Source organism: Aquabacterium sp. (assembly GCF_016234775.1).
GTDB lineage: Bacteria > Pseudomonadota > Gammaproteobacteria > Burkholderiales > Burkholderiaceae_C > Aquabacterium.
This window is the reverse complement of sequence record NZ_JACRAH010000019.1, coordinates 68406-93069: the sequence shown is the minus strand read 5'-3', so window position 1 is coordinate 93069 and position 24664 is coordinate 68406. Positions and strand designations below refer to the sequence as shown.

General features: G+C 63.2%; 17 protein-coding genes. 6 read left to right on the top strand and 11 right to left on the bottom strand.

Translation table 11 applies throughout. The features are described from left to right. Positions 1-6: 6 nt before the first annotated feature. Positions 7-591 (bottom strand): aminodeoxychorismate/anthranilate synthase component II, encoded by a 585-nt coding sequence (locus HY836_RS05930; protein WP_290644489.1) that lies wholly within the window; start codon positions 589-591, stop codon positions 7-9. A gap of 277 nt (positions 592-868) precedes the next feature. Between HY836_RS05930 and HY836_RS05925 the strand changes: the two genes are divergently transcribed. Then, positions 869-1972 (top strand): acyltransferase, encoded by a 1104-nt coding sequence (locus HY836_RS05925; RefSeq protein ID WP_290674518.1) that lies wholly within the window; start codon positions 869-871, stop codon positions 1970-1972. Between the two features lie 24 nt (positions 1973-1996). On the opposite strand, the gene HY836_RS05920 is transcribed toward HY836_RS05925, so the two are convergent. After that, positions 1997-4309 (bottom strand): bifunctional diguanylate cyclase/phosphodiesterase, encoded by a 2313-nt coding sequence (locus HY836_RS05920; protein ID WP_290674517.1) that lies wholly within the window; start codon positions 4307-4309, stop codon positions 1997-1999. Between the two features lie 71 nt (positions 4310-4380). After that, a complete protein-coding gene (gene trpE, locus HY836_RS05915; RefSeq protein WP_290674516.1) occupies positions 4381-5859 on the bottom strand; it encodes an anthranilate synthase component I in 1479 nt (492 codons plus the stop codon). A 463-nt stretch (positions 5860-6322) separates the two neighbouring features. Between trpE and HY836_RS05910 the strand changes: the two genes are divergently transcribed. Further along, on the top strand, positions 6323-6967 hold the full coding sequence (locus HY836_RS05910; protein WP_290674515.1) for a chalcone isomerase family protein: 645 nt from the start codon (positions 6323-6325) through the stop codon (positions 6965-6967). Between the two features lie 21 nt (positions 6968-6988). On the opposite strand, the gene HY836_RS05905 is transcribed toward HY836_RS05910, so the two are convergent. From HY836_RS05905 to HY836_RS05870, 8 genes are all read right to left on the bottom strand, one after another. Next, complete coding sequence (locus tag HY836_RS05905) at positions 6989-7696, bottom strand: HAD family hydrolase (RefSeq protein WP_290674514.1); 708 nt, start codon at positions 7694-7696, stop codon at positions 6989-6991. Between the two features lie 242 nt (positions 7697-7938). Beyond that, positions 7939-8604: a DUF305 domain-containing protein gene (locus HY836_RS05900; protein WP_290674551.1), complete on the bottom strand. Its 666-nt coding sequence runs from the start codon at positions 8602-8604 to the stop codon at positions 7939-7941. A gap of 34 nt (positions 8605-8638) precedes the next feature. Next, positions 8639-10129: a hypothetical protein gene (locus HY836_RS05895; protein ID WP_290674512.1), complete on the bottom strand. Its 1491-nt coding sequence runs from the start codon at positions 10127-10129 to the stop codon at positions 8639-8641. A 247-nt stretch (positions 10130-10376) separates the two neighbouring features. Beyond that, a complete protein-coding gene (locus HY836_RS05890; RefSeq protein ID WP_290674510.1) occupies positions 10377-11414 on the bottom strand; it encodes a lipase secretion chaperone in 1038 nt (345 codons plus the stop codon). A gap of 32 nt (positions 11415-11446) precedes the next feature. Then, a complete protein-coding gene (locus HY836_RS05885) occupies positions 11447-12385 on the bottom strand; it encodes a triacylglycerol lipase (protein WP_290674508.1) in 939 nt (312 codons plus the stop codon). Between the two features lie 135 nt (positions 12386-12520). After that, entirely contained in the window at positions 12521-14065 is a 1545-nt protein-coding gene (locus tag HY836_RS05880) for a hypothetical protein (RefSeq protein WP_290674506.1), read from the bottom strand. An 11-nt stretch (positions 14066-14076) separates the two neighbouring features. Next, entirely contained in the window at positions 14077-15597 is a 1521-nt protein-coding gene (locus HY836_RS05875; RefSeq protein ID WP_290674504.1) for a hypothetical protein, read from the bottom strand. A 129-nt stretch (positions 15598-15726) separates the two neighbouring features. Next, positions 15727-16761: an AraC family transcriptional regulator gene (locus HY836_RS05870; protein WP_290674502.1), complete on the bottom strand. Its 1035-nt coding sequence runs from the start codon at positions 16759-16761 to the stop codon at positions 15727-15729. A gap of 102 nt (positions 16762-16863) precedes the next feature. Between HY836_RS05870 and HY836_RS05865 the strand changes: the two genes are divergently transcribed. From HY836_RS05865 to HY836_RS05850, 4 genes are all read left to right on the top strand, one after another. After that, positions 16864-18030, top strand: a complete 1167-nt coding sequence (locus tag HY836_RS05865) for a class I SAM-dependent methyltransferase (protein ID WP_290674500.1) — start codon at positions 16864-16866, stop codon at positions 18028-18030. Positions 18031-18045: 15 nt separating this feature from the next. Beyond that, positions 18046-18573, top strand: coding sequence for a GNAT family N-acetyltransferase (locus HY836_RS05860; RefSeq protein ID WP_290674498.1), 528 nt, complete (start codon positions 18046-18048; stop codon positions 18571-18573). Between the two features lie 189 nt (positions 18574-18762). Beyond that, positions 18763-19452 carry a TetR/AcrR family transcriptional regulator gene (locus HY836_RS05855; protein WP_290674496.1) on the top strand — a complete coding sequence of 230 codons (690 nt, stop codon included), beginning with the start codon at positions 18763-18765 and terminating at the stop codon, positions 19450-19452. A 165-nt stretch (positions 19453-19617) separates the two neighbouring features. After that, positions 19618-24573 carry a diguanylate cyclase gene (locus HY836_RS05850; protein ID WP_290674494.1) on the top strand — a complete coding sequence of 1652 codons (4956 nt, stop codon included), beginning with the start codon at positions 19618-19620 and terminating at the stop codon, positions 24571-24573. Positions 24574-24664 lie beyond the last annotated feature (91 nt).

Genomic DNA, 24664 nt, shown 5'->3' with positions numbered 1-24664 from the left:
CCTCGATTACATCTTCAGGAAATTGGCCAGCATGGCGTGGCCATGCTCGGTCAGGATGGATTCAGGGTGGAACTGCACACCTTCGAGCGGCGCGAAGTTCTTGTCCGTCTGTGGGCCCTTGTGGCGCACGCCCATGATCTCGCCGTCGTCCGTCCAGGAGGTGACCTCCAGGCAGTCGGGCAAGGTCTCGCGCTCAATCGCCAGCGAGTGGTAGCGGATCACGGTGAACTGGCGCGGCAGGCCGGCGTACACGCCTTGCTCATCGGTGGTGATGATGCTGGTCTTGCCATGCATCTGTTCGTGCGCGCGGATCACCTTGCCACCCAGGGCCGCACCGATGCTCTGGTGACCCAGGCAGACACCCAGGATGGGCAACTGGCCGGTGAAGCGTTGCAGAGCCGACACGCAGATGCCGGCTTCGGCGGGTGAGCATGGGCCTGGCGAGAGCACGAGGCGATCGGGCTTGAGCGCGGCGATCTCGTCGAGCGTGATCTCGTCATTGCGAAACACCTTGACCTCTTCGCCCAGTTCGCAGAAGTACTGCACCAGGTTGAAGGTGAAGCTGTCGTAGTTATCGATCATGAGCAGCATGGGCACTATCCTGATTCGGGATGTGAGTCATGGGGTGGTCTTGCACCATCCCTCGGAATTCCCCCTCGGAGACCCGTTTTCTTGGCAAAGCGCACCGGGGAGGGGTGCGCGCGCAGGTCATGCAGTGTCAGGTTGGCGTCACCGCCACCAACGTGCGTCAAGGTGAGAAAAATCCGAGGGTTGCTGCATGCGGGTGATTCTACATGGCGTGGCCCCGCCCTGACTGAGGGGGCGCGCCACGGCCTGTGCAGCACAGGCTCATGCCAAGATGCGCGCCATGAAACGCACCACCACATCCGCAGACCAACCCGCACACGCCCTGCTGGGTCTGGAACTGATGCGTTTTGCGTGCGCCGTGTCGGTGCTGCTGTGGCACTACCAGCACTTCTTCTTTCAGGGCGGCGCGCCGGTGGGTTTCGAGACCAGCGCCCAGCCGCTGTATGCCTGGCTCAAGCCTTTTTATGAAGCAGGCTGGCTGGGCGTGCAGGCCTTCTGGGCCTTGTCGGGCTTCATCTTCTTCTGGAAATACGCGCTACCGGTGGCGCAAGGACGAGTCAGCACGCGGCGCTTTGCCGTGCTGCGCTTTTCCCGCCTGTATCCCCTGCACCTGCTGACCTTGCTGATCGTGGCGGCGCTGGGCCTGTGGTACCGGCAACTGCACGGCAGCGACTACGTCTACCAATACAACGACTGGGCGCACTTCGCCTTGCAACTGTTCATGGCCAGCGACTGGCTGGGGCGCAGCGAATGGTCCTTCAATGGCCCGATCTGGAGCATCTCGATCGAGGTGCTGGTCTATGCGCTGTTCTTCGTGCTGTGCAAGCTGGGCCTGACACGCTGGTGGCAGGTACTGGGCCTGATCGGTGCTTCGGGCGTGGTCTACGCGCTCAAGCTGACGGACCATCCCATCGTGCTGTGCGTGTTCTTCTTCTACCTTGGCGCCTTGACCCATCTGGCACATGAAGCCTTGGTCAAACGCCCACGCTGGCAGCAGCATGCGGTGCAGGCCGCCGGGCTGCTGGCCGTGGCCATGGGCACAGCGTTGCTGATGAGCGGCAAGCTGCGCGCCATGTTCTACGTGGCGGTGCTCACGCCGGTGGCGCTGATCGTGCTGCTGGACTGGGTGCAGCCGCGCTCGGCCACGGCCATCCGCTGGCTCAACCGCCTGGGCAACACCACCTACGCCAGCTACCTGCTGCACTTTCCGCTGCAATTGCTGCTGGCCTGCCTGAGCTCCAGCCTGGGCTTTGCCTTGCCCTTGCACGAACCGGCCTGGGTGCTGGTCTATCTGATCGGGGTGTTCGGGCTGGCCACGCTTGTCTATCAGCTCGTTGAAATGCCCGCTCAGACCTGGTTGCGGCAACGCCTGGGCACGCACTGAGGCCTGGCGCAGCGGGCGAGGGGCTCAATAGCGATCCGTCAACCAGCGCGTGGCCTCGTCCACTTCCAGCGGTTTGGCAAACAGAAAACCTTGCAGCACATCGCAACCTGCGCGAACAGCCGCACTGGCGTGCTCCTCGGTCTCGACCCCTTCCGCCACCACATCCAGGCTGAGCACGGAGGCCAGATCGCAAATGGCCTTGACCACGGCGTTGGCCTCCTGATTGGGCATGGGATCGATCAGGCTGCGGTCGATCTTGACCGTGCGCAGCGGCAGGCTGCGCAGCATGTTCAGCGATGAAAAACCGGTGCCGAAGTCGTCCAGCGCCACCTCGACGCCGGCCTTGCGCAACTGGCTGATCTGCTCGTTGGCCTGATCCATGTGCGCCACGGCAGCCGTCTCGGTGATCTCCAGGGTCAGGCAACTCGGTGGCAGCTTGAACTCACCCAGAATCGCCAGAACGGACTCCGGAAAGGTCGCATCCAGCAATTGCAGGGGCGACACGTTGACCGCCACGGGCACCAGATTCAAGCCCTGATCGCGCCAGGCGGCCAACTGCTGGCAAGCCTCCCGCAGGATCAGCGCGCCCAAGGGCACGATCAGGCCATTGCGCTCTGCTGCCGGGATGAAGTCGAGCGGGCTGATGCGCCCGATCCCAGGGCGATCCCAGCGCACCAGGGCCTCGAAGCCCAGCAATTTGCCTGACTTGGCGGCCACCTTGGGCTGATAGACCAGTTTGAACTCGTCGTTCTGCAAGCCGGCTCGCAAAGCCTGTTCGGCACTGAAAAAGGCCACCAGGCCTTGCGCCCCATCTGCGGACGCCCACTGCACGGACGTGCCGGGCAAGCGCTTGGCATCATGCATGGCGGCGTGCGCCACTTGCAGGAAGGCCTCGGCATCCTGGGCAGAGGAGGGATGGCTGGCCACGCCCATGGACACGTCCAGGAAGAAGCGGTGTGCGGGCAGCACCAAAGGCTCTCGCAACATGGCCTTGACCTCCTGGGCTATCCGCTCAGCCACGGTCACCGCATCCTCACATTCAATGAGCACGGCGAACTCATCCTCGCCCATGCGCATCACCTGCGCCTGGTACACGAAGCGTCTGGCCAGATCGGTGCTGAGCACCTTGAGCACATCGTCACCCACACTTTGCCCGTGCGCTTCGTTGAACAACTTGAAGCGGTCCACGTCCATGAGGATCAGCGCGAACGCCGGGCGAGCAGGGTCATCGAACAGTTCGCGCAGGCGCTGCAACAAGGCGCTGCGATTGGGCAGGCCTGTCAGCTCGTCATGCGTGGCCCGCCACAGCAAAGCCTGTGTGGCATCCACGCGCGCCGTGTCATCCGTGACGACAACCTGCAAGGCTGGTGCACCGTCCCACTCCACCTGCCAGGCCTTGAAACGCAGGTGCAGGCGTCGGCCATCGAGCGAGATCCGCTCTCCATGCCATTCGGCCTGCTGAAGCTGGCCGTCCAGCACCCGTCGCGCGATGATCTCGGCGCCCTGACGTTCGGTTTCGGGCACGGTGAGCTCCACCCAGCGCGGCGAAAACACGGGTGGGCTTGGCGTCTCTTTGCGCATGCCGAAAAGCTCTCGGAATGCTGGGTTGGTATAGGCCACCATGCCCTTGCGCACCACGGTCACGCCCTGGGGTGAGCGTTCGGTCAATTCGAAGAAGCGATCATGCAGGCGCTGCACAGCCTGCCCGGTTCGCGTCAGCGCCGCGTACATCAATGACATGCCCAGCAACAGGCGCAGCGCCGCGGCAATCGTGGTCTGCAGCATGGCACCAGGTTCGCCCATCAACACATAGGTGAACTGGTTAAGGCCACAGAGCACGATCAACACCCCGCTGGCCCGTTCGCCCGGGCCCTGCTTGCGCAACCACCAGGCCACTACCAGCCCGATCACCGTGTTCAGCGCCGCAAACCCCAGTTGCGCCCAATGCAGCTCAACCAGGATCAGGCCGACGTGAAACACGAACAGGAAGCCGCCCGTCGCCAGCAATTTCCACCTGTTGAAACGCCTGCCCGACAGATGGATGAAGCCCAGTGACAAGAGGCTGAGGTAGGTGGTGCCCACCAGCACCAGCCCGACCAGACCGATGTGATGCCACATGGGATCGGCGCTGCGTGTGGCCAGATAGGCCAGTGGGTTGAACGTCCAGATCAGGTGCGACAGGCCCAGCAAGGCCGTGAACGTCTGCGCGCGATCCTGCCGCCAGACCAGCAGCAAGGCGACCCCGGTGCCCAGGGTCACAGCCATGTAGATCGCAAAGGTGTAGAGCACGTCGAGCGCTGCGTCCTGAATGAAGGATGAAGCGGTATATCGACGCACCCGCAGGCGCACTGAAATGGGGATATCCCTTGACGACCAGGCCATCAGACCCGATCGCCAAAAGGATCACATCACAGGCCTTGTTCGACCATCTCGGCCGCCCGCACCACGGCGCGGGCCTTGGCCTCGGTCTCTTGCCATTCGAGCTCGGGCACGGAATCGGCCACCACGCCGGCACCTGCCTGCACGTACAGGGTCTGGTCCTTGATGACGCCGGTGCGGATGGCGATGGCCACGTCCATGTCACCCGCAAAGCTCAGGTAGCCCACGGCACCGCCATAGACGCCACGTTGCACAGGCTCCAGCTCGTCGATGATTTCCATCGCGCGGATCTTGGGTGCACCGCTCAAGGTGCCCGCCGGGAAGCTGGCGCGCAGCACGTCCAGACCGGTCATGCCATCTTTCAGCGTGCCTTCGACGTTGCTGACGATGTGCATCACATGCGAATAGCGCTCGATGCCAAAGGCCTCGGTGACCTTGACCGAACCGGTTTTCGCAATGCGGCCGATGTCGTTGCGGGCCAGGTCGATCAGCATGACGTGCTCGGCGCGCTCCTTGGGATCGGCCAGGAGTTCCTTCTCGTTGGCGGCATCCTGCTCGGGCGTGGTGCCACGCGGACGTGTGCCGGCAATCGGGCGGATGGTGACCGTCTCGCCGCCATCCTTGTTCTTCTCCTGGCGCACCAGGATCTCGGGCGACGAACCCACGACATGGTGATCGCCCATGTCGTAGTAATACATATAGGGGCTCGGATTGAGCGAACGCAGTGCACGGTACAGGCTCAGCGGCGAAGCCGTGAAGCGCTTTTGCAGACGCTGGCCGATCACCACCTGCATGCAGTCACCCGCAGCAATGTATTCCTTGCACTTGAGCACGGCCGATTCGAAATCAGCCTTGGCAAAGTGGCGCTCGACAGGGTAGGACTCGCCAGCCGTGATGGGCGGCACCGGCACGACTTCGTTGAGCTGCGCCTGCAATTGCGCAATGCGGGAAACCGCCTTGGCGTAGGCGCCCGGCTGGGAGGGGTCCGCGTACACGATCAGGAAGAGGCGATCGGCCAGGTTGTCGATCACGGCCAGCTCTTCACACTGCAGCAGCAGGATGTCGGGCGTGCCGATGCCACCGGGCTTGTGCGTTTTCGCCAGGCGATGCTCGATGTGGCGCACGGTGTCGTAGCCAAAGTAGCCGGCCAGACCGCCGCAAAAGCGCGGCAGACCTTGAGGCACCGCCACCTTGAAGCGGTGCTGATAGGTGGCGATGAAATCCAGCGGGTTGCCGTCGAACGTTTCCACCACCGTGCCATCACGCACGACCTCAACCTGGCGACCGGTAGCCCGCACCAGCGTGTGTGCCGGCAAGCCCACAAAGGAATAGCGACCAAAGCGCTCGCCGCCCACCACGGACTCCAGCAGGAAGCTCAGCGGCTGCCCCTTGGTGAGCTTGAGGTAGAGCGACAGCGGCGTATCGAGATCGGCCAGGGCCTGGGCGACCAGGGGAATGCGGTTGTGGCCTTCAGCGGCCAGGGCATTGAATGCTTGTTCAGTGATCATGGTTTGGGGACTCCGAGCCCGGCAGCGCCAGCATCAGTCGGCTTTGCGCCACATATGTCATCTTGTGAAACACCCCCTTTAGGAGCGGATCCACCCGTTCTGTTTACGCCCTCTTACCGTTGTGACGTGGAGGGCCCCTTGCCGAGTGAGCGCGCCGCTATGATCGCGACGCACTGAGCGACAAGAAATAGGGAGTCAGCGTCGCCAGGGCCATGCCCCCCGGTCGTGCGAACCTTTGGTCTGTTTGCGCGAGATGAACATCAAAACAGTGTAGCAGGGCGCTCTTGGCGCCAAATGATCAAAACGTACCCCCCTTGAGTGAGCCATGCCTTCAAGGGCAAACCCAGATTGTGATTCGCGTTGAACGAGTAACAATCTCTTACCAGTACAGTTCCTGTTCGGAGCCAATCTGACCTCGACGTCATCCAAGCTTCACACAACAGGACGCCTTATAAGTATTCGTATGTCGTTGACTCTCGCTGCCATGTCCCGTATCGGGCGCCAAGCCCTGGCCACAGCCGGCCTGGCACTCGCGCTGGGGCTGCCCCACGTGGCCCAGGCTCAAAGTGCCGATGTGGTGGGTGTGCATTACCCCCCCACGATCAAGGTCGAAGGCGCCAACCTCACCATCAACGGCAGCGGCATCAGCTACCGCGCCGTGGCCAAGTTGTACACGGTGGGCCTGTATGTGCCCCAGAAAGCCAGCAAGGCCGAAGCCATCTTCGCCACCGGTGGCCCCAAGCAACTGCGCTTCGTGATGCTGCAAGGCATGCGCGTGGACGAACTGGGCAAGGTCATCACCAAGGGCATCGAGAACAACAGCAGCCGCGAAGAATTCTTCAAGCTGATCCCTTCTATCCGCATCATGGGTGAACAGTTCTCGCGCATCAAGCGACTGAACCCCGGCGACGTGTTTTCGATCGAATTCGTGCCCAAGCGCGGCACCATGTTCTTCGTCAACGCCCAACCTGCCGGCCTGCCCCTGGAAGACGCGGGCTTCTTCCCTGCGGTGCTGCGCACCTGGCTGGGCAACCGCCCCGTCACGCAAGATTTGAAGGACGCCCTGCTGGACTACAAGGCGCCGCCTGTGCTGGACGCCCTGCAGTAATCACCCAATCAGCGCACTGAATCAGCCATTGGCCCGCCCTAACACGGCGGGCCAATTTACTTGGTCCAGGCGCGGCACATGGGCCACGGCCGGCACGTCTTGAATGGGATGGCCGTGGTTGTAGCCGTAGGTCACCAACAGGATGTCGCAGCCCGCCGCGCGTGCGGCTTGCGCATCATTGCTGGAGTCGCCCACCATCAAGGTCGCGGCAGGCGTGGTGCCCAAGGCTTCGCAGGTCTTGAGCAAGGGCAATGGATCGGGCTTCTTGCGCTCGAAGGCATCCCCGCCAAACACCTGATCGAAGTAGCCCAGCAGGCCCTTGCGCTCCAGCAACTGTTTGGCAAAGGCCGTGGGTTTGTTCGTCAGGCAGGCCAGTGGCACGCCAAGCTCGCGCAACTGGCGCAGGCCTTCTGGCACGCCGGGAAAGACCTCGGAGTGTTCGCCATTGAGGCGGGGGTAGTGCTCGTGGTAGTGGTGCAGGGCCTGCGGCAAGGCTCCGGTCACGTCGGCATCATCGGGCAACAGGCCCCAGGCGTGGGCCAGACTGCGACGCACCAGATCTTCGGTTCCTTTGCCCACGGTCAGTTCGATGAAGGCGCGGTCCACACGGGCCAACTCGACAGGATGGCAACCCACATCGGTCAAGGTGTGCTGGAGAACGACGACGAAATCTCCCAGGGTGTCAACCATGGTGCCGTCTAGATCGACGATGGCGGCTTGGAATGGCATAGGCGGTTCGTTTGAATAGAGTCCTGAACGGAAGCATAGGGTGGCAAGTGCTTTGACGTCATAGAGGTTTCGATCGGAAATGGCGTTCCAAACCATCACGCACGACAAACCGCGCGCCAGCCACACGTCGCCATCGCGACATAACCCCACACGTGAAAGGCAGTCGCGAATCGTCGCAGAAATCCATTGGCCTTGTTTGGCCTGCCCCTATTCGGCCTCGTGAGGGCATGGTTGGACAGCCCTCACGACGCCCGCAACCAACTCAACATCTGCGCCATCTCCAATTGCTGCTCGGCGGCCATCGCCCTGGCAAAACCACGCACCTGATCCAGCTGCGCGTTCTCGGAGACGAAACGGGCCATCACGACAGCCCCCTGATGATGACGAACCATCAGGGCCAGAAAGGCCGCATCAAAAGCAGCCGGTGATGAGGCGGCCGCCAAGGCCTCCAGCTCTTGTGGCGAGGCCATGCCCGGCATGCCACGACCTTGCGCGCAATTGTCGATGAACTGCTCATACGTGACGTCACGACGGGCAGCACCGGCATAGGCATCGCGCATCCAGCGCATCTCATCGTTGGGCGCCAGGCCCGGCGCCTGCCACAGCAGCAACCAGCCCTGCATGTAGCCGATCTCTTTGAGTTGCTGCGTGACGATGCCTTGTGCCAGCAAACGCACGCGAGGCGAGCCTCGGGTCAGCGCAAGATGTGCCATGGTCAAAGCCTGCTCGTGATGCACGGACATGTCTTGCGCAAATCCCACATCCACCGGGCCTTGCCGCACCAGCACCGTCTCCGCTGTAGTAGCGGTGGATGCGGCCATGGCGCGCGAATCCATCGCATTGCCACGCTGCACAGACCGCGCCATCCAGCTCACGCTGCTGATCACCACCGCGCCCAGTGCGATCATGGTGATCAAGGTCAGCGTCCTGGCTCGCTGGCTTTCAACGGGAAACTGGATAAGCGCCATTGGTGAATCTCAATATCATGAAGCCGTTGTCATTGCATGTCGCCCACAGCTGCCCGTTGACAAACTTGGGGGCGGACGAGCACCAATCCGCCGTCAAGTCAGGCTGCTTGCTTTTGCTGGCCTGAAGCAGCAGCAACGCAGGGTCGGAGATTTTGTTATCGAGGATGGAGCCGAAAGCCGGCGACATGGCATGGTCCGATCCAGGCAACTGCGCGTTCTTGCCCGTTTGGGCGGGCGGATTGAAGTAGGCGATCTCCATGGGCTTGAGCGGGTTGCGGATGTCGAACACGCGAATGCCGGACTGGAAGTAGCCGCACGCCAGCGCGGTCGGGTTCACCTTGCTATCGACGGCGCAATAGTGCGCGTCGTACTTGAAGAGGCCGTTGCCTGCGCCCTCCAGCCTGGCGACATCTGCATGCGCCTTGAGTTGAATCGCCAGGCGGATGTGCGAAACAATGATGGGGTTGGTTTCATCCGAGATATCGATGAAACGGATACCGCCTCCCAGGCTTTGCGCCCCCACCTCGTCAATCGCGATCAGATAGGGTCGCCCCTGGATGGTGACCGGCACGGCTCTTTGCGTGGTGGAGCCGTCTTGCCACGTGATGCGGGCGATCTGCTTGACTCGGGGATTCGAAGCCTTGCGGTATTGAATGTCACTGACGTCAAGGATCACCATGCCGGCGGGAAAGATGCTGGCCAGGTACATGCGCGTACCATCGGCATTGAAGGACATGCCGTGGTTGACAAAGATGGACGAGCCGCCGAAGTAGATGTTCCTGGGCTTGGCGGGATTGCTCACGTCAATTGCACTGAGCGTGCCCCCGGCCAGGCCGGAGGTCCAGTAGGTGTGGCCATCGGGCGACCACTCACCCTCATGAGCCACATTGGTCACCGGCAAGGAGTCACCGGAATCAGCCCCATTGAGCAAGCGGGGATGGGCACAGTCGGTGATGTCATACAGATCGAGCTTGCCCGCACCGATCAGGGTCCCGACGCCCGCGCCAGCCAGCATCGTGCCAGCCTCATTGACCTTGAGCGACTCCCAGGTACCCAACTCGAAGGCGCGTGTGGCCAATGCCCGCACCAGCACAGGCGTGGAAGGGTTGGAGGCATCCACCACCTGCACGCCCGGTGACTTCTTCTTGCCGCGACCAGCTGACGAGGTGGACAGGTAGGCACAGTGCCCGCCCACGTCACTGATGGTGCCCGACCCCTCACCCTGGTATTGCCCAACCAGCTCCAGATTGCAGCGATAGCCTTGCCGGCTGCGGCCATTGAGCCGGTCCTGCAAAGGCACCTGACCTTGCAAACCCGTTTCCGGCAGGGAGCCCGGTCCGCAACGCGCTGGCGCCACGGCCACGTTCAGATCAACAGAAGCATCCTGAGCCGCATGGACCCACGACGTGCATGCGGCAAACAGTGCACAAATGGCAAGAACACGATGAACTCGATGTGCAGTCATGACGGCCCCGTTCATGGAGATGGCCGGCAGGACCTCCCCATCGGCTTGACTTGATTGGCGGCCCATCGTAGGGGGCCGATCCACCCAAGTCACTCACCATCGAGGCCATTCATTTGCCACGATGTGCAACGCTTTCCCTGATGCGAAAACGCCCTGAACCTGTCACGGCCTTGTGCGCAGGCGCAAGTGATCTGCCGCTCGGCAAAAATCAGCCCACCTGCAAAAGTTGAGCTGGCGCTGTTCTGACTCATGAGCCTTTGGTCGTGACATCAACCATGCGCTCCAGCGCTTCGATACGCAGGCGATCTGGCCCGTTGAACTGCGCAGCACGCAGCGCCTGCAGTTGCTCACGTCGGGTCGACTCTGACAGAGTCCCATCGGACAGGATCCGAGCACGCGCCTGCATGTGTTCGCTGACGCGGACGTTCCAGGCAGCCTCCTCCAGGTCCAAGGCCTCCAGCCTGTCTGCGGCGTCCCGGCCAACAAGGTTTTCGCGGATGCGGCGCAACTCGGCTGGCGGCCCACCACGCTTCGTCCACTGAGCGGTGAGCTGATCGAGCGTTTGAACCTGCTCCGCTGCATCCAGTTGTTCGCGCAACTCAGCGGGCAGGCTTTGCCGGATCGCCTGAATGCGAGCGGCCTTCTGAGGCCCCGTGAGGCTGGCATCGGCCATGACGGTCAGCTTGTCCACGGTGTAGTGGTCATAGGCGCGGTCGTCGCCAAAGAAGGCCAGCACGACCTCCGGGCTGAAGCTGGCCGCGCGCAGTCTCTCCAGCGCCAGCAAGCGTTGCGTGAGCGCGGCGACCGCATCGCCACCCGAGGGGCGCCCCATGGCATCGAGTTGCTGAAGGTAGCGCAGATAGCTGTCCAACAAGGCTTGGGCCTGTGTGGCCGCAGCGGGCCGAAGGTGGCTGTTGATGTAGGCACGGATGCGGGCGATCAAGGTCACATCGGTTTGCTCGCCCCGAGTGGACAGGAAGTAGTCGAACAGCTTGCGCACACCGAGCGTGACCACGAGACGGCCTTGCGCATCTTCGCGCAGTTCGCCATCCACTTCGGTTCCTTGCAAAGAAGGTGGCAAGTCCTCCAGCCCGGTATTGAACGCCGGCACATCTTGCGCAGGCGGGGCGTTGCCAGACGCGGCCTTGAACCATGAGGCCACACCGCTTGCGGGATGGGGCTCGTCAGCCAGGGCAGGCCCCTGCGGCGACCGCACTGCCCACAGCAGCCCCATCAAGGTGATGGCCAACACACCACCACCGAGCCACTTCCTGCGCGTGTTCATCGTGTTCACGACCTCGAAACGCCCCGCCACGATCACAGCCCTTGCAGCTTCAAGCGGTTGGCATGCTGGCGGTAGAGCGGCACCGGGTCAAACGAGCCACGCAAGCCGATGGCCTGGTTGACGGCATCGAAGTGGTTCATCGGGTAGTTGTCGCGGATCACGGTGCCCAGGTGGCTGTCGCATTGGCCGACCAGACCATCGTTGGGCTTGCCGAGGAAGGCCAGCGAGGTCAGGCTGGTCATCAGGTCCAGCGGGTCCAGCAGGTTGGTGCTGACCTTGTTGCTGCCCCATGAATAGAAGCTGATGCCATTGGCCTTGGCCGGGCCTTGCCCACAGCGTGTGGCGGGCAAGCCAGCCGGGAAGCGGGCATTGAAGGCATCGGCACCGGCGTTGGAGACCGAACCGATCCAGGCTTCGGTGTCTTGCGGCAGCGAAGGGTCTCCGGCCAGGGTGTCGATGAGCTTGCCCAAGGCGTTGACGAGCGAGGTCACCATCGCTGTGGCAGCCGGGCCACCCAGCTTGCTGGCGCTGGCCGCCAGATCCCCCACGGGCGAGCCGAAGTTCACGCCGTTGACCGTGGTCACCGAGGCCACACGGTCGGGCATGATGCCGGCGGCGTAGCGCACCGTCTGCGCGCCCTGGCTGTGGCCCAGCAGATTGACCTTGGCCGCGCCTGATACCGCCAGGATCTTCTTGAACTGAATGAGGAACTGCTCGCCACGCACATCGCTCGAATGCCATGCAGAGACCTGCGTGGTGTAGACCTTGGCGCCATTGGCCTGCAGGTCCTTGGTGATGCCGTAGAAATAGTCCACGGGGCCGATGTGATCGAAGCCGGTGGTGCCGTGTGCCAGCACGAAGGGATAGCGTGTGGCGGCATAAGTTGATGCGGCTTGCGCCTGGCACGCCGCGACGAGCGACATGGCGATGGCGGACGCGATGCGCGCGGCCTTGAATGAGGTGTGGGTCATGATGGGTCCTGTGTGCTTGAGTTGATCGAGACTCGATGGGCTCGATTCTTCTCAGGCTGCACAGGCCCGTCTTTCAATGCGGCGCGCCGACTTTGCGACGGGGCGCAAAGCGCGGGTTTGTCCCGCCCTGGCGCCTCAACCTGCCTTGCCCAACAGGCTCGGATTGAGTTGATAGAGCCGCTCCTGCGCAGGCGTGAAGACCCGTGTACAGGCGTTGTAGCGGTAGTTGTTGAGCGAGCAATACGTACTGCGCGGGTAATACGCCTGGGACCAGGCGGCCAGTGCTGCCGTGTCATCGGCATGGCCCGTGTACGCGGTCGGTGACGCCGCAAAGCCGGCAGAAGCCCACATATAGCGGATCAACAGCAACTCATTGGGCGAAGCATGCTTCAACCAGTTCGCAGCAGGCAAGCCATCAGGCCCCACAGGGGCGCTGCTGCCGGAACTCAACACCAGGGTCACATCGCCATTGGCATCGGTCTTCACAGCCGTGTCCCTGATGCAGCCGGTGACATACAGGCTCAGCGTGTTGTTCAGGCAGATGGACCAGTACCGAACCTGCCGGGCACTTTCGGCCGCAGGCATCATGGCCTCGCCGCGATCCGGGTCAGCCACCGTGGCCGCCTTGAAGCGCGTGACCAGCACCTGGCCTCTGGCGGGATGGATACCGCCCACGAAGTAACGTGTGGCCGCGTTGTCAAAGCCACTGAAGTTGGGCAGCTTGCTCAAGGTGGCTTGCCAAAGGGTCGATGCGATGGGCGCTTCGGCCGCATTGATCATGCCGCGCAGATTGGTCTGCAAACCAGCATTGGCCTGCCAGCGGACGGGATCAGCCCACAGCGGCGCGGGCAGGTTCTTGACCAATGACAAGAACGGTGCAGCCACGTCGGCCAGCGCTTCAACGCCCGCCATGGTTTTTCCCAGCAAGGTGGAGGCTTGCGTGTCCTTGAAGATCTGATCGCTGCTGGTGAAGTGTGGCAGGGCCGTGTCATCCACCACATACACGATCTCGGGCAAAGCCACCTGTCCACGCGCCACCCAGTTGGTGGCCTTCATGTCAGACGGCACCACCGAGCCGTTCGGCCTCAGGTTGGGATAGACACGGTAGGCCAGCAAGGCGACCGGCACCTTGCCCGAACCCAGAGCTTCGTCACTGATGACCAACTGTCCTTTGGGCAAGCTCACCTCCGCGCCCACCTGATGCAGCGTGGCCGTGTACTGATGGGATGTCGCACGGGCGTAGCGCCCGGACTGGCGGATCCAGTTCACGCTGCCCGGGTTGGCCTGGTAATCCTCATCCACCAGCACACCCATGCGATCGCCCCGGATGGTGTAGGTCTGCAAGGACGAGAAGCGGGCGTCCGGCATCTGCCCGCGCACCTCCCAATGCGCCCCTTGCCCTTTCAAGGATGGCAGGCCGGTGACCCAGTAATTGGCGTTCGTATCCGGGTAGAAGGTGGCTTGCGAAGCCGAGCTGTCGAACTGGCTATCCCAGGCCTTGCCGGCACCGGCACAGTTGCCCAGCGAGATCTCCAACTTGCCGGTTTGCGCGTTGCGCGTTGGCGTGGTGGCCGCAGGGGTACAGGCGTGGCCAGCCTGATGTGCCGCACCCAGGCACAAGGCCGCGAGCACGGGCGCCAGGCCTGCTGACACCCAAGGCTTCAGTTGATGGATGTACATGACGCGGCCCCTCAGCGTGCGGCTGGCAGGTAAACCGCACCGTCGAACGACCCGTAGATCAGACCACCATCACCCGTGAGCTGCGTGGCCGCATAGAAGCTGTTGTAGCGCGGCAGCATGCCGATGAGCTTGCGGAAGTGGTCGCCACCGGTGCGCCAGTCCAGCGACTCGATGGTCCACATGCCCAGATACGCACCCACGCAATAGAAGCGCTGGCTGGGCTCGCTGACCGTGGGGATGGCGTTGGGGCAACTGACCTTCGTGTTGACCCAGGCGCTGCGCAACTGGCGTGCGGCCGTGTCCCAGGTGAACTTCTGCACGCCCCAGGGCTGCACCTTGGTTGTGCCGCTCATCAGCACGATCGCGCCGTTCATGGCCTGGTCAATCAGGGCCACGCCCGTGCCACCGCTGAGCAGGGATGTGTTGCGGTAATCGTTGCTGACCACCACCGCGCCATAACCGCTCACCACCACCGACTGCTCGGACTTGGTCGCCGTGCGCTTGGGGTCACCAAAGTTGACCGGCATCTCGGCAGCCATGCGCAGGCTCTTGCCTGGTGCGATGGGCTTCCAGTCTGCGGGGATGCGGTCCGCCCAGAACAGCACAATGTTGGCCACATTGGCGCCATCGGTGATGACCACGAAGCGCTGCTCACCCGATCCCATGATGGTGGGCGTGGAGCCTGAACCGGCCCCCAGCCGCCCACCGCCCGTGCCGGCCGAGCCGCCGTTGTACTCGGCCCGCCAGGCGCCCGTGGCCTCGTCGAGCGACAACTGGCGGCCTGTCCATTGCACGCGGTACATGGCCTTGGAGGTGACGATGTAGATGCCACCTTGCTCATCGGCCGCGATCGAGTTGGACACCTCTTCATCGCCCGCACCCAGCACCACGGTTTGCAGCCCGGTGAAATCGCGGTTGACCACACCGGCCACGCCCTTGCGGGTCACGAAGGCCAGGCGCCCATCCCACATCAGATTGAGCCCCACCACCGCATCGTCGCTGGTGGTCACGGAAGCCGGCAGGGTCAACTGGCGCGCCAGCACGATCGGCGAATCAAGCTGTCCCGCCACGGCATCCTTGTAGGCCAGCAAGGACGTGCCCCGCACGGTGTAGAACACATTGTCCTTGTCCACCAGCGTATAGGCGCCTGAAGTGGGGCTGCCCAGGTTGCTCAAGGTGTTGCCAGGCTTGGCCAGCGAGGCCAGCTTCTTGAGCTTGCCATTGACCACGGCCAGCTTGTAGACATCCGAGATGTTCGAGCCCCAGTACACACGGTTGCCATCCGGGTACTGGGGTGACATGGCCTGCGTGATGTTGATGTAGCCCGTGGCCACATATTGCGGCGCACCCAGCTGGGCTGCGCTTTGCGGGCCGGGGTAGACGCTGGAATCGGGCGCGCCAGGCTGGCTGTGGGTCATGGGCCAGGGTGAGTCGGCCAACCAGGGATTGGGATTGGGGTTGGGCTCGGCCGCGACGGCCAGGCCACTGGCGGCCGCACACACGGAGACGATCAGACGACGGTTCAAAGACATGGCACTTCCTCGGCAAGGGTTCTGTTGGTGACACGCACGGGCTGCGTGCTGCTGGTGTCCATTGGCGCATGGGGCGCCCCAACACGGAAGTGACCGGATGCGCCACGCCGCACCGGTCAAACCCTCAGGTCATCCTTCGTCGCTACCGTCTTGCACCTGCTTGCGATACTGGGATGGCGTCAGGCCCGTCCAGCGCCGAAAGGCCCGCATGAAGGCACGCGGATCGGCAAAGCCGGTGAGCAAGGCGATCTCGAACAAGGGGCGCGCTGCCTGCTGCAGTTCCCGGCAAGCCACCATCTGGCGCGCCTCGTCAGACACCTGGCTCCAGCTGCTGCCCTCGTCCATCAGGCGGCGCTGCAAGGTGCGCACACTGATGTGCAACTGCGCGGCGATGTCGGCCGCATCGGGTTTGCCAAAGGCCATGCGCTGCATGAACAGGATGGCCACCCGGCGCGGAAAGTCACCGTGAGACAGGGTGCTTTGCTCGTAACGCTCGGCCTGGGCGCGGTAGTAGGCCAGCATGCGCTCGTCCTGCCCGGGTACCGCCTTGTGCAACTGCGGCCCGCCAAAGGTCAGCATGGTGCGATCGGCCTCGAATTTGAGGGGCAGCTTGTAGATCTCGGCATAACGCGCCTGATCGAAGCGCGGCGCATGCGCATACTGCACGCTGCAATCGATGCTGATGCCGGTCAGGGCCTTGAGCTGGCGCAGCCACTGCACCATGAACCACACAGCCATCTCGATCTGGTGAAAAGACACGAAGACACGGCTGTCAGGCACCACCCGCATGCGCAGGCGATCACCGTCGTCCGCCAGTTCATAGCTCACCGCGTCGCTGGCGATGGAGGAGTAGCGACAGATCATGCGCACCATGTCGGCCGGCGTGGCGCAACAGCTCACCAACGCGAACAGCACCGAGGATCCCTCGTGCGTCACCTGCTCGGGCTGCATGTAGATGAAGGCAGGATCAGCCGCCACCCGCTCCACGGCCATGTACACCTGCGACACCAGCTCCAGCGGCAGGCGCTCGCCTTCCAGATGCAAGGGATTGGCGATGCGCTGGGCGGCACACAGCTCATCCAGGTCGATGCCGAACCCGGCCATGGCATCGGCCGTGGCCTGAAAAAACCTTCGGTCCACGCTGGGGGTTCGCAACATCTTCATGGCAGGCCGATCAGTTTCGCATGGGTGGCTGCATCACGGAAGTGTTCAAATGCGCCAGCCAGGGGGTACCTTACACTGCCGCCCTATCCCACCAGGCACCCCATGAGCGCAGACACCCACCTTCACTGGACCCAGCAAGACGGCAGTCTGGCCAGCGCCCTGTGGCGCTCGGAGGCCGCCGTGCCCGCGCCCCAACGCGTGTTACTGGTGGACGACACCACGCCCGCCGACAAGGCCTACAAGCTCGCCTGCGAAGGCACTGGTCTGCTGTGGACGGGTGACTTCCAGAACGCGCGCCATTTGCTGCAAGCGCTCACGCGTCGGCTCGACAAGGCCGCCGCACCCAAGCGCGGCGCTGCCAACAAGCGCGACGAGCCACCCAATGCAGGCCTGGCCTTTCACCAGCATCGCCAACGCCTGGCGCACCGCGCCCGCATCCTGGGTATGCTGCTGATTCCCTTCAACGCCGACCACACCATCCCCCTGCGCCGTGCGCCGGACGTGCAACAAGCGTGCCTGGAAGGCTACGGGCCAGGCACCGAAGCCTACGTGACCTCCTTGCGCGAACTGCTGGGCTTGATCGGCGCGCACGAATGGCGCAAGAAGGGCGTGGCGATCGAGGCCCTCAAGGGCAAGGGATCCGGCCGCATTCATGCGCACTATGGTGTGTTCTCACCCGTGCGAGGCGAGTATGTCGACCTGGTCCAGCAGGCGCCTTTGCCCGCAGGCATCCAGGAGGCGGTCGATGTCGGCACAGGCTCTGGTGTGCTCGCCGCCGTGCTGGCCTCACGCGGCATCGCCAGGATCACCGCCACCGATCAGGACGCCCGCGCCCTGGCCTGCGCCCAGGAGAACCTGCACCGCCTCAAGCTGGACAAGCAGGTCAAGGTGATCGAGGCTGACCTGTTTCCACCAGGCCAGGCGCCTTTGATCGTTTGCAACCCACCTTGGCTGCCGGCTCGCCCCAGCTCGCCCATCGAGTACGCGGTGTACGACCCCGACAGCCGCATGCTGCGCGGCTTCCTGGCTGGTTTAAAGGCCCACCTGACGCCCGGTGGCGAAGGCTGGCTGATCATGTCCGATCTGGCCGAGCACCTGGGCCTGCGCGGCCCGGACGAGCTGCAAAGCTGGATACGCGGCGCCGGCCTGCAAGTGGTGGGCAAGCTGGATGCCCGGCCTCGTCACCCCAAGGCGCAGGACGCCAACGATCCGCTGCACCGCGCGCGTGCCGCAGAGATCACCTCGCTGTGGCGCCTCGCCGCGGCCTGATCATCGACCACAGACATGGCACCCAAGCTGGTTCACTGCACGCCCGAGCGCCACGCGCAGGCCATCCTGGACATCCTCAACGAGGCCATCGTCCACACCACGGCCTTGTACGACTACCAGCCGCGCACGGCCGAACAGATGCAGCAATGGTTTGCCACCAAACAGCAAGGTGGCTATCCGGTTCTGGGCCTGGAAGATGAGGCCGGGGCGCTGCTGGGCTTTGCGAGCTATGGCAGCTTTCGCAACTGGCCGGCGTACAAGTACAGCGTCGAGCATTCGGTCTATGTGCACAAGGCCCATCGCGGCCAGAGGCTGGGCCACGTGCTGATGCAGGCACTGATCGAACACGCCCGGCAACAAGGCGCACACACCTTGATCGGCGTGATCGACAGTGCCAATGAAGGCAGCAAACGCTTTCACGTCGAGCTGGGCTTTTCGCATAGCGGCACGCTCAGGCAAGCCGGCTTCAAGTTCGGCCGCTGGCTGGACATCGACTTCTATCAACTGATCCTCGATACGCCAGCCCGCCCCATCGACGGCTGAGGTGCGCACGCACTGTTCCGGGCTCAGAGAAAACCCCCGCCGCAGCCAAACCGCGGGCAGGGCGATGACGCGAATCCGCCCCTGCGTGCCATGCATGACGCGATAACCCGAGCATGTCAGGTGCATGCCCTTCTCGATAATTGATTTGTTATTGCCGCTAGCAAATCGCCCCGTCTTGAAGTCCTTGCCATGCCCAGCCAGCATTCCACCGCCACGGCGAGCCATGCCGATACAACCACGGCCAAATCCGATCGCCGCTATGGTGGCCTGTCAGCGCAGGAGCGCATGCATCAACGCCGCGAAAAGCTGCTGAGCGCAGCGATTCAGGTCTTTGGCACCCTGGGCCTGCGCAAGGTCACCATCCGCGACATCTGCCATGAAGCCCGGCTGGCCGAACGCTACTTTGCGGAACACTTCAGCAGCGCGGCCGATGCTTATGAAGCGGCCTTCAAGCTGCTCAGCAAACAGGCGCTCGCCGCCACGGGCTCCGCCATGGCCCAGACCGCCCTCGACACCAGGATGCTGGCCCAGGCCGGCCTGCGCGCCTTTCTGCATTTCGTGCAGGAAGACCCCCGCCGAGCCCAGATCTTGCTGGTCGACGCGTCCAGTTACTGGCGCCACGTCACGATCCGCAGCAACCCCGAACTCAATCAGCAAGCCCAGGCCATGGCCCATCTGGCCGGGTTGATCTATCCGAAACTGCCCGCCCACATCGAGCTGGAAATCATTGGTGCGGCCTTGATCGGCTCGTCCCTGCAGGCCTGCCTGATCTGGGTACAAAACGGCTTTCGCCAGCCGATCGACCAGGTGGTCGAGCACCTGATGTTCATCTGGGATGGGCTGGACCGCTGGTTTCAGGCCGAGATCAAGGCTGCCTGATTTGCCGCAAAGTGCCTGGTCACCCGGCACTGAAACCCCTTCAGTTGGCGCGGTTTTCGTCCGAAATCCGACCACAGGCCTGCCCGCCGCACGTCCGCACGATGGCACCGTGAAAGACGTCACACTTTGGGCGATCGGGCCTGCAACCACGAAGGTGCGCGCACGATGGACCATTCAGACACACGACAACTTGCTACTTCGTCCGAGGGGCCTGCGCCAGCGCATGACGAGGTGCTCTACAAGAACGAGCGCACGCTGATCACCCGGCGCAAGACAGCGCAAGGCCCGATCGTGATCAAACAGGCATTGGGTGCCGATGCCCAGACCCGCCTGCGTCACGAAGCCTCGATTCTGGAGCGACTCACCTCGGTCCCCGGTGTGGTCAAACTCTTACCGGATCAGACGGCGGGCGCATTGGTTTTTCATGACGAGGGTGGCATCCCCCTGGCTCAGCTGCTGCTGACTGAAAAGCTCACCGTCGACGCCATCGTCCGCCTCGCCTGGGCGCTGAGCCACACCCTGGCGGCCATGCACCGCGTCGGCGTCATCCACAAAGACATCAACCCCGCCAACATCTTGCTGGTGGGCGCCGAGCGTCGACCCGTACTGATCGATTTCAACATCGCCAGTTGCTTTGCCCAGGAGCGCCTGGGCTTTGTGCACCAGAACCACATTGCCGGCACCCTGGCCTATATGGCGCCCGAGCAGACCGGCCGCACTGGCCGCGCTGTGGACCAACGCTCGGACCTGTATGCCCTGGGCGTGACCCTTTATGAACTGACCGTTGGCCACAAGCCATTTGAGAGTGACGACCTGCTGGAGCTGATCCACGACCACCTCGTCCGCCAACCCCTGGCCCCTGCGCTGGCTCGCCCCGGCGTGCCGCTGGCGCTGTCAGACATCATCATGCGCCTGCTGGAAAAGGAAGCCGACCAGCGTTACCAGAGCGCCGAAGGCCTGTGCCACGACCTGGTGCGCTTACGTGAACGACTCGATCAGGATCAGCCCGCGCAGAGCTTCCCGCTTGGCCAGGATGACTTCCCGCTGCGCCTGTCACCACCGTCGGCGCTGATCGGCCGCACCGAAGAAATCGCGAGTCTGCAAGAGGCCATTGATGGTGCGGCGCGCGGTGAAGGGCGAGCGCTGTTGATCTCTGGCGCACCCGGCGTAGGCAAGAGCGCCCTGATCAACGAACTGCAACCCATGGTGACAGCGCGCCGTGGCTGGTTCGTGACGGGCAAGTTCGAACAATACCAACGCGACACCACCTCGGCCTTTGTGCAGGCTTTGCGCGCTTTGGGCAGACTGCTGCTGGCCGAGCCCCAGGCCACCCTGGAACGCCACCGCATGCGCATCCTGAAGGCCCTGGGCGCCAATGCCGGCCTGGGCCCCTCGCTGCTGCCCGAGTTCGCCGTATTGCTGGGCAAACTGCCCAGGATCAAGGTGGACGACCCGGTTGAAGCCGAAAGCCGCATGATCCAGGCCACAGTCGACATGCTCAAGAGCGTGGTGTCACCCGAACAGCCCCTGGTACTGGTCGTGGACGACCTGCAATGGGCGCCAGCCGTGTCGCTGCGCTTCATGGACGCGCTGATGACCCATGACAAAGAGCTGCAAGGCCTGCTCATCGTTGGCGCCTACCGAGGCAATGAAGTAGATGCCGCGCACCCACTGTCCGCCATGCTGGCGCGCTGGGCCAAGCTGGGTGTTGCCCCCCCCATCATGGAGCTGGGCAACCTGCCCGATCAGGACTTGGGCCAGTTGATTGGCAACATGCTGCGCCTGCCTGATCGCGATGCCCGCCGCCTGGGCGCCACCTTGTACGAACGCACGCAAGGCAACCCCTACGACACGGTCGAACTCATCAACGCCTTGCGCCATGACGGCCTGTTGACGCCTGCTCAAGGCAACTGGCACTGGAACGATGCCGCCATCCGCCAGTTCGTGGGCGACTGCGATGTGGTGGGCCTGCTGGGCCGCCGCATTGACCGCCTCCCCCAACCTGCGCACGAACTGCTGGAAATCCTGGCCTGCCTGGGCGGCGAAGTCACGACCAGTCTGCTGTCGCTGGCAAGTGGGCGAGACATGGACCTCATGGAGCGCCAACTGGCGCCGGCACTGGAAGACGGCCTGATCGTGGCCCACAACAGCCACGAAAACCAGATCCGCTTCCGGCACGACCGTGTGCAACAAGCCACGCACGAACGCATGCTGGATCAGAGCAGTCAGTCGCGAGTCCGGCTGGCGCTGGCGCGCCGCCTCGCTGCACACCCCAAGCTGTCAGCCCTGGCCGCCAAGCAGTATCTGCCCGCGCACGAAGCCATTGATGACCCCGTTGAATGCCACCGGGTGATCGAGCTGTTCCAGGAAGCGTCCGCTATCAACCGCGTCATCAACTACGACCTGTGCGAGCGCTTCCTGTCTGCTGCCATCCACCTGATGTCGCGCATCGACTTGAACGCAGCCGACCGAGAACGCCTGTTCAAGCTGCAAGCCGATCGCCACGCTGCGCTGTATGGGCTGGGTCGGCTGGACGAGGCTGACCAGGTTTATGACGCCCTCGTGGCCAGCCAACCGGCCCCCATGGCGCTCGTGGACATGGCCACCGTGCAAATCGCCAGCCTGAGCAACCGCAGCCGCCACAAGGACGCCGTGGCGCTGGGTCTGGGGCTTCTCAAGGAGCTGGGCCTGGCGCAACCCGAGGACATCAAGACGTCCATTGGCATGAGCCTGTTCAAGATGGCCACCTGGATCGCCAGCCCCGACAAAGAGCAAGACCTCACGCGCGCCGAAGTGACGGACCCGCTCATCCTGGCCATGGCCAAGGTACTGAGCAAGACCCAAGTGGCAGCCTACTTCTGCGCGGCCAAGATTGGCTCCTGGCTGACCATGGAAAGTCATCGTTTGTGGGTAGAGCACGGTCCCTGTCCAGCGTTGATGATGACCTTGAGCTCCACCCCCATACAGCTCATGGCCATCGCGGAGGACTATGAAGGCGCCTACACGCTCAGCCGCCATCTGCTGAAAGTAGGCGAAGCCCGGCACTATGAACCGGCCACTTCAGTGACGCGCTTCTTGCACGCCTTTTGGGTATCGCACTGGTACGAGCCGCTTGAAGAAGCCGTGCCAATGATTCGCAAAGCGCGCGAAGGACTGTTCCAGGCCGGAGACTTTCAATATGGCATGTTCACGTACGGTTTGTGGACCACGCTGTTTGAAATCTCACCCAGTATCGATGGCTGCCTGGATGAAATCAAGGCCGCATTCGGGGCAGCTGCCCGGCTGGGCGACCACAACTTCCTGCAAATGCACCGCCCGGCTTACCAGCTATACAAAGCCTTGCATGGCGACATGCCACCCGACAGCACGCCGGGCTCCTTCAATGACGCGGAGTTTGATGAAGCCACTCACGAGGCCTCTATCTCGGCCCCACCCATTGCCGGCTCGTACTTCCACGTGGGGCGCGCCCTGTCTGCAGCCATCTTTCACGATGAAGCCAAGCTGTACCAACACGCCTGCGCGGCGATGCCGCTCCTGCCTCGGGCCATCGGCAACCACATCTATTCGCGCACGCATCTCTTTTATGCGCTGGCCCTGGCCCAACGGCTGCAGAGCTTGAGTGCGGACTCGGAGGAGCGCCTCCCTTTGCTGGCCGATCTGGACAAGTCGCTGAAGTGGCTCAAGCGCCGTGCCAAGGACGCACCGGCCAACTTCCACCACCTGCACCTGTGGCTGGATGCCGAACGCGCCTGGGCCGTTGGTGAGCACTGGGCGGCCACCACGGGTTTCAACAACGCCATGAACGCGGCTGCCGAGCGCACCCGTCCCTGGCACCGCGCCCTGATCACCGAGCGTGCCGCCCGCTTCCATCTCAGCCAGGGCATGGAAGCCACCGGCAGGCCATTGATACACGCGGCACAGGATCTGTATGCCGCCTGGGGCGCCAAGGCCAAGGTGGCCCAGATGGCCGACGAGTTCAGCTTCCTGCGCAGCCGCACAGCCCGCAAATCCAGCGCAGGCAGCCGCAGCACCATCGTCTCCACCGACATGGTCGACGTGATGTCCGTGCTGCGCGCATCACAGGCCCTGAGCTCCGAGACCAGCCTGGACAAGCTCAACAAGCGCGTCAGCAAAGTGCTGGGCGCCATGACCGGCGCGGCCTCCGTGACGATGGCTGTGAGGTCTGACGAAGGCGATGCCTGGCAAGTCTTTGCGCATGAGGGTGACAAGACCACCAAGCTCAGCCTGGACGCAGCGGCCCAGCACCGTCAGTTGCCCCTGTCGGTGTTCCAGTATGCCGAGCGCATGCGCGAGCCGCTGCTGCTGGCCGAAGCCACCAAAGACGAACGCTTCAGCCGTGACCCGTACTTCGACGGCGTCAAACAGTGCTCGATGTTGCTGCTGCCCGTGATCAGCCAGGGCGAGCTCAAAGCCATGCTGCTGCTGGAAAACCGCCTCAGCCGCAGCGCCTTTTCTTCAGACCGTCTGGACGCCGTGTCCCTGATCGCCGGGCAACTCTCGGTGTCGCTGGACAACGCCCTCTTGTATGCCTCGCTGGAAGAAAAAGTAGCGGCCCGCACCGCCGAACTGGAAGAGGCCAACAAGCGGCTGGAGCTATTGAGCTCGACAGATGCCCTCACGGGGGTGTCCAACCGCCGCAAGTTCAACGAAGCGCTGGATGCCGAGTGGTTGCGCGCCAAGCGCACGAAATCCCCCGTCGGCCTGGTCATGATCGACATCGATCACTTCAAGCTCTACAACGACCATTACGGCCATCAGGGGGGCGATACCTGCCTGCAACTGGTGGCGAGCCTCATGCGCACGGGCCTGCGCGCGGGGTCAGATCTGATCGCGCGCTATGGTGGCGAAGAGTTCGTGCTGCTGCTGCCCAACACGGATCTGAACGGTACCTTTGTCGTGGCCGAGCGCGTGCGGGCGGCGATCGAAGCCCGCCGCGAACCCCACGCCAAATCCACGTTCGGGATCGTGACCATCAGCGTGGGAATCACTTCATTTGTACCCACGCAGGACACCAGACCCACCCAGTTCATCGAAGTCGCCGATCAGGCTTTGTACGAAGCCAAACGCGGGGGGCGAAATCGGGTAGTACGTTCAAGTTGAGGCGCACTCGGATTGAGGTCAAAAAAAAACCGATCGACACGGGTCGACCGGTTTGATATTCGCTGCGGGTACATAGCCCGCCGCTTTTCCT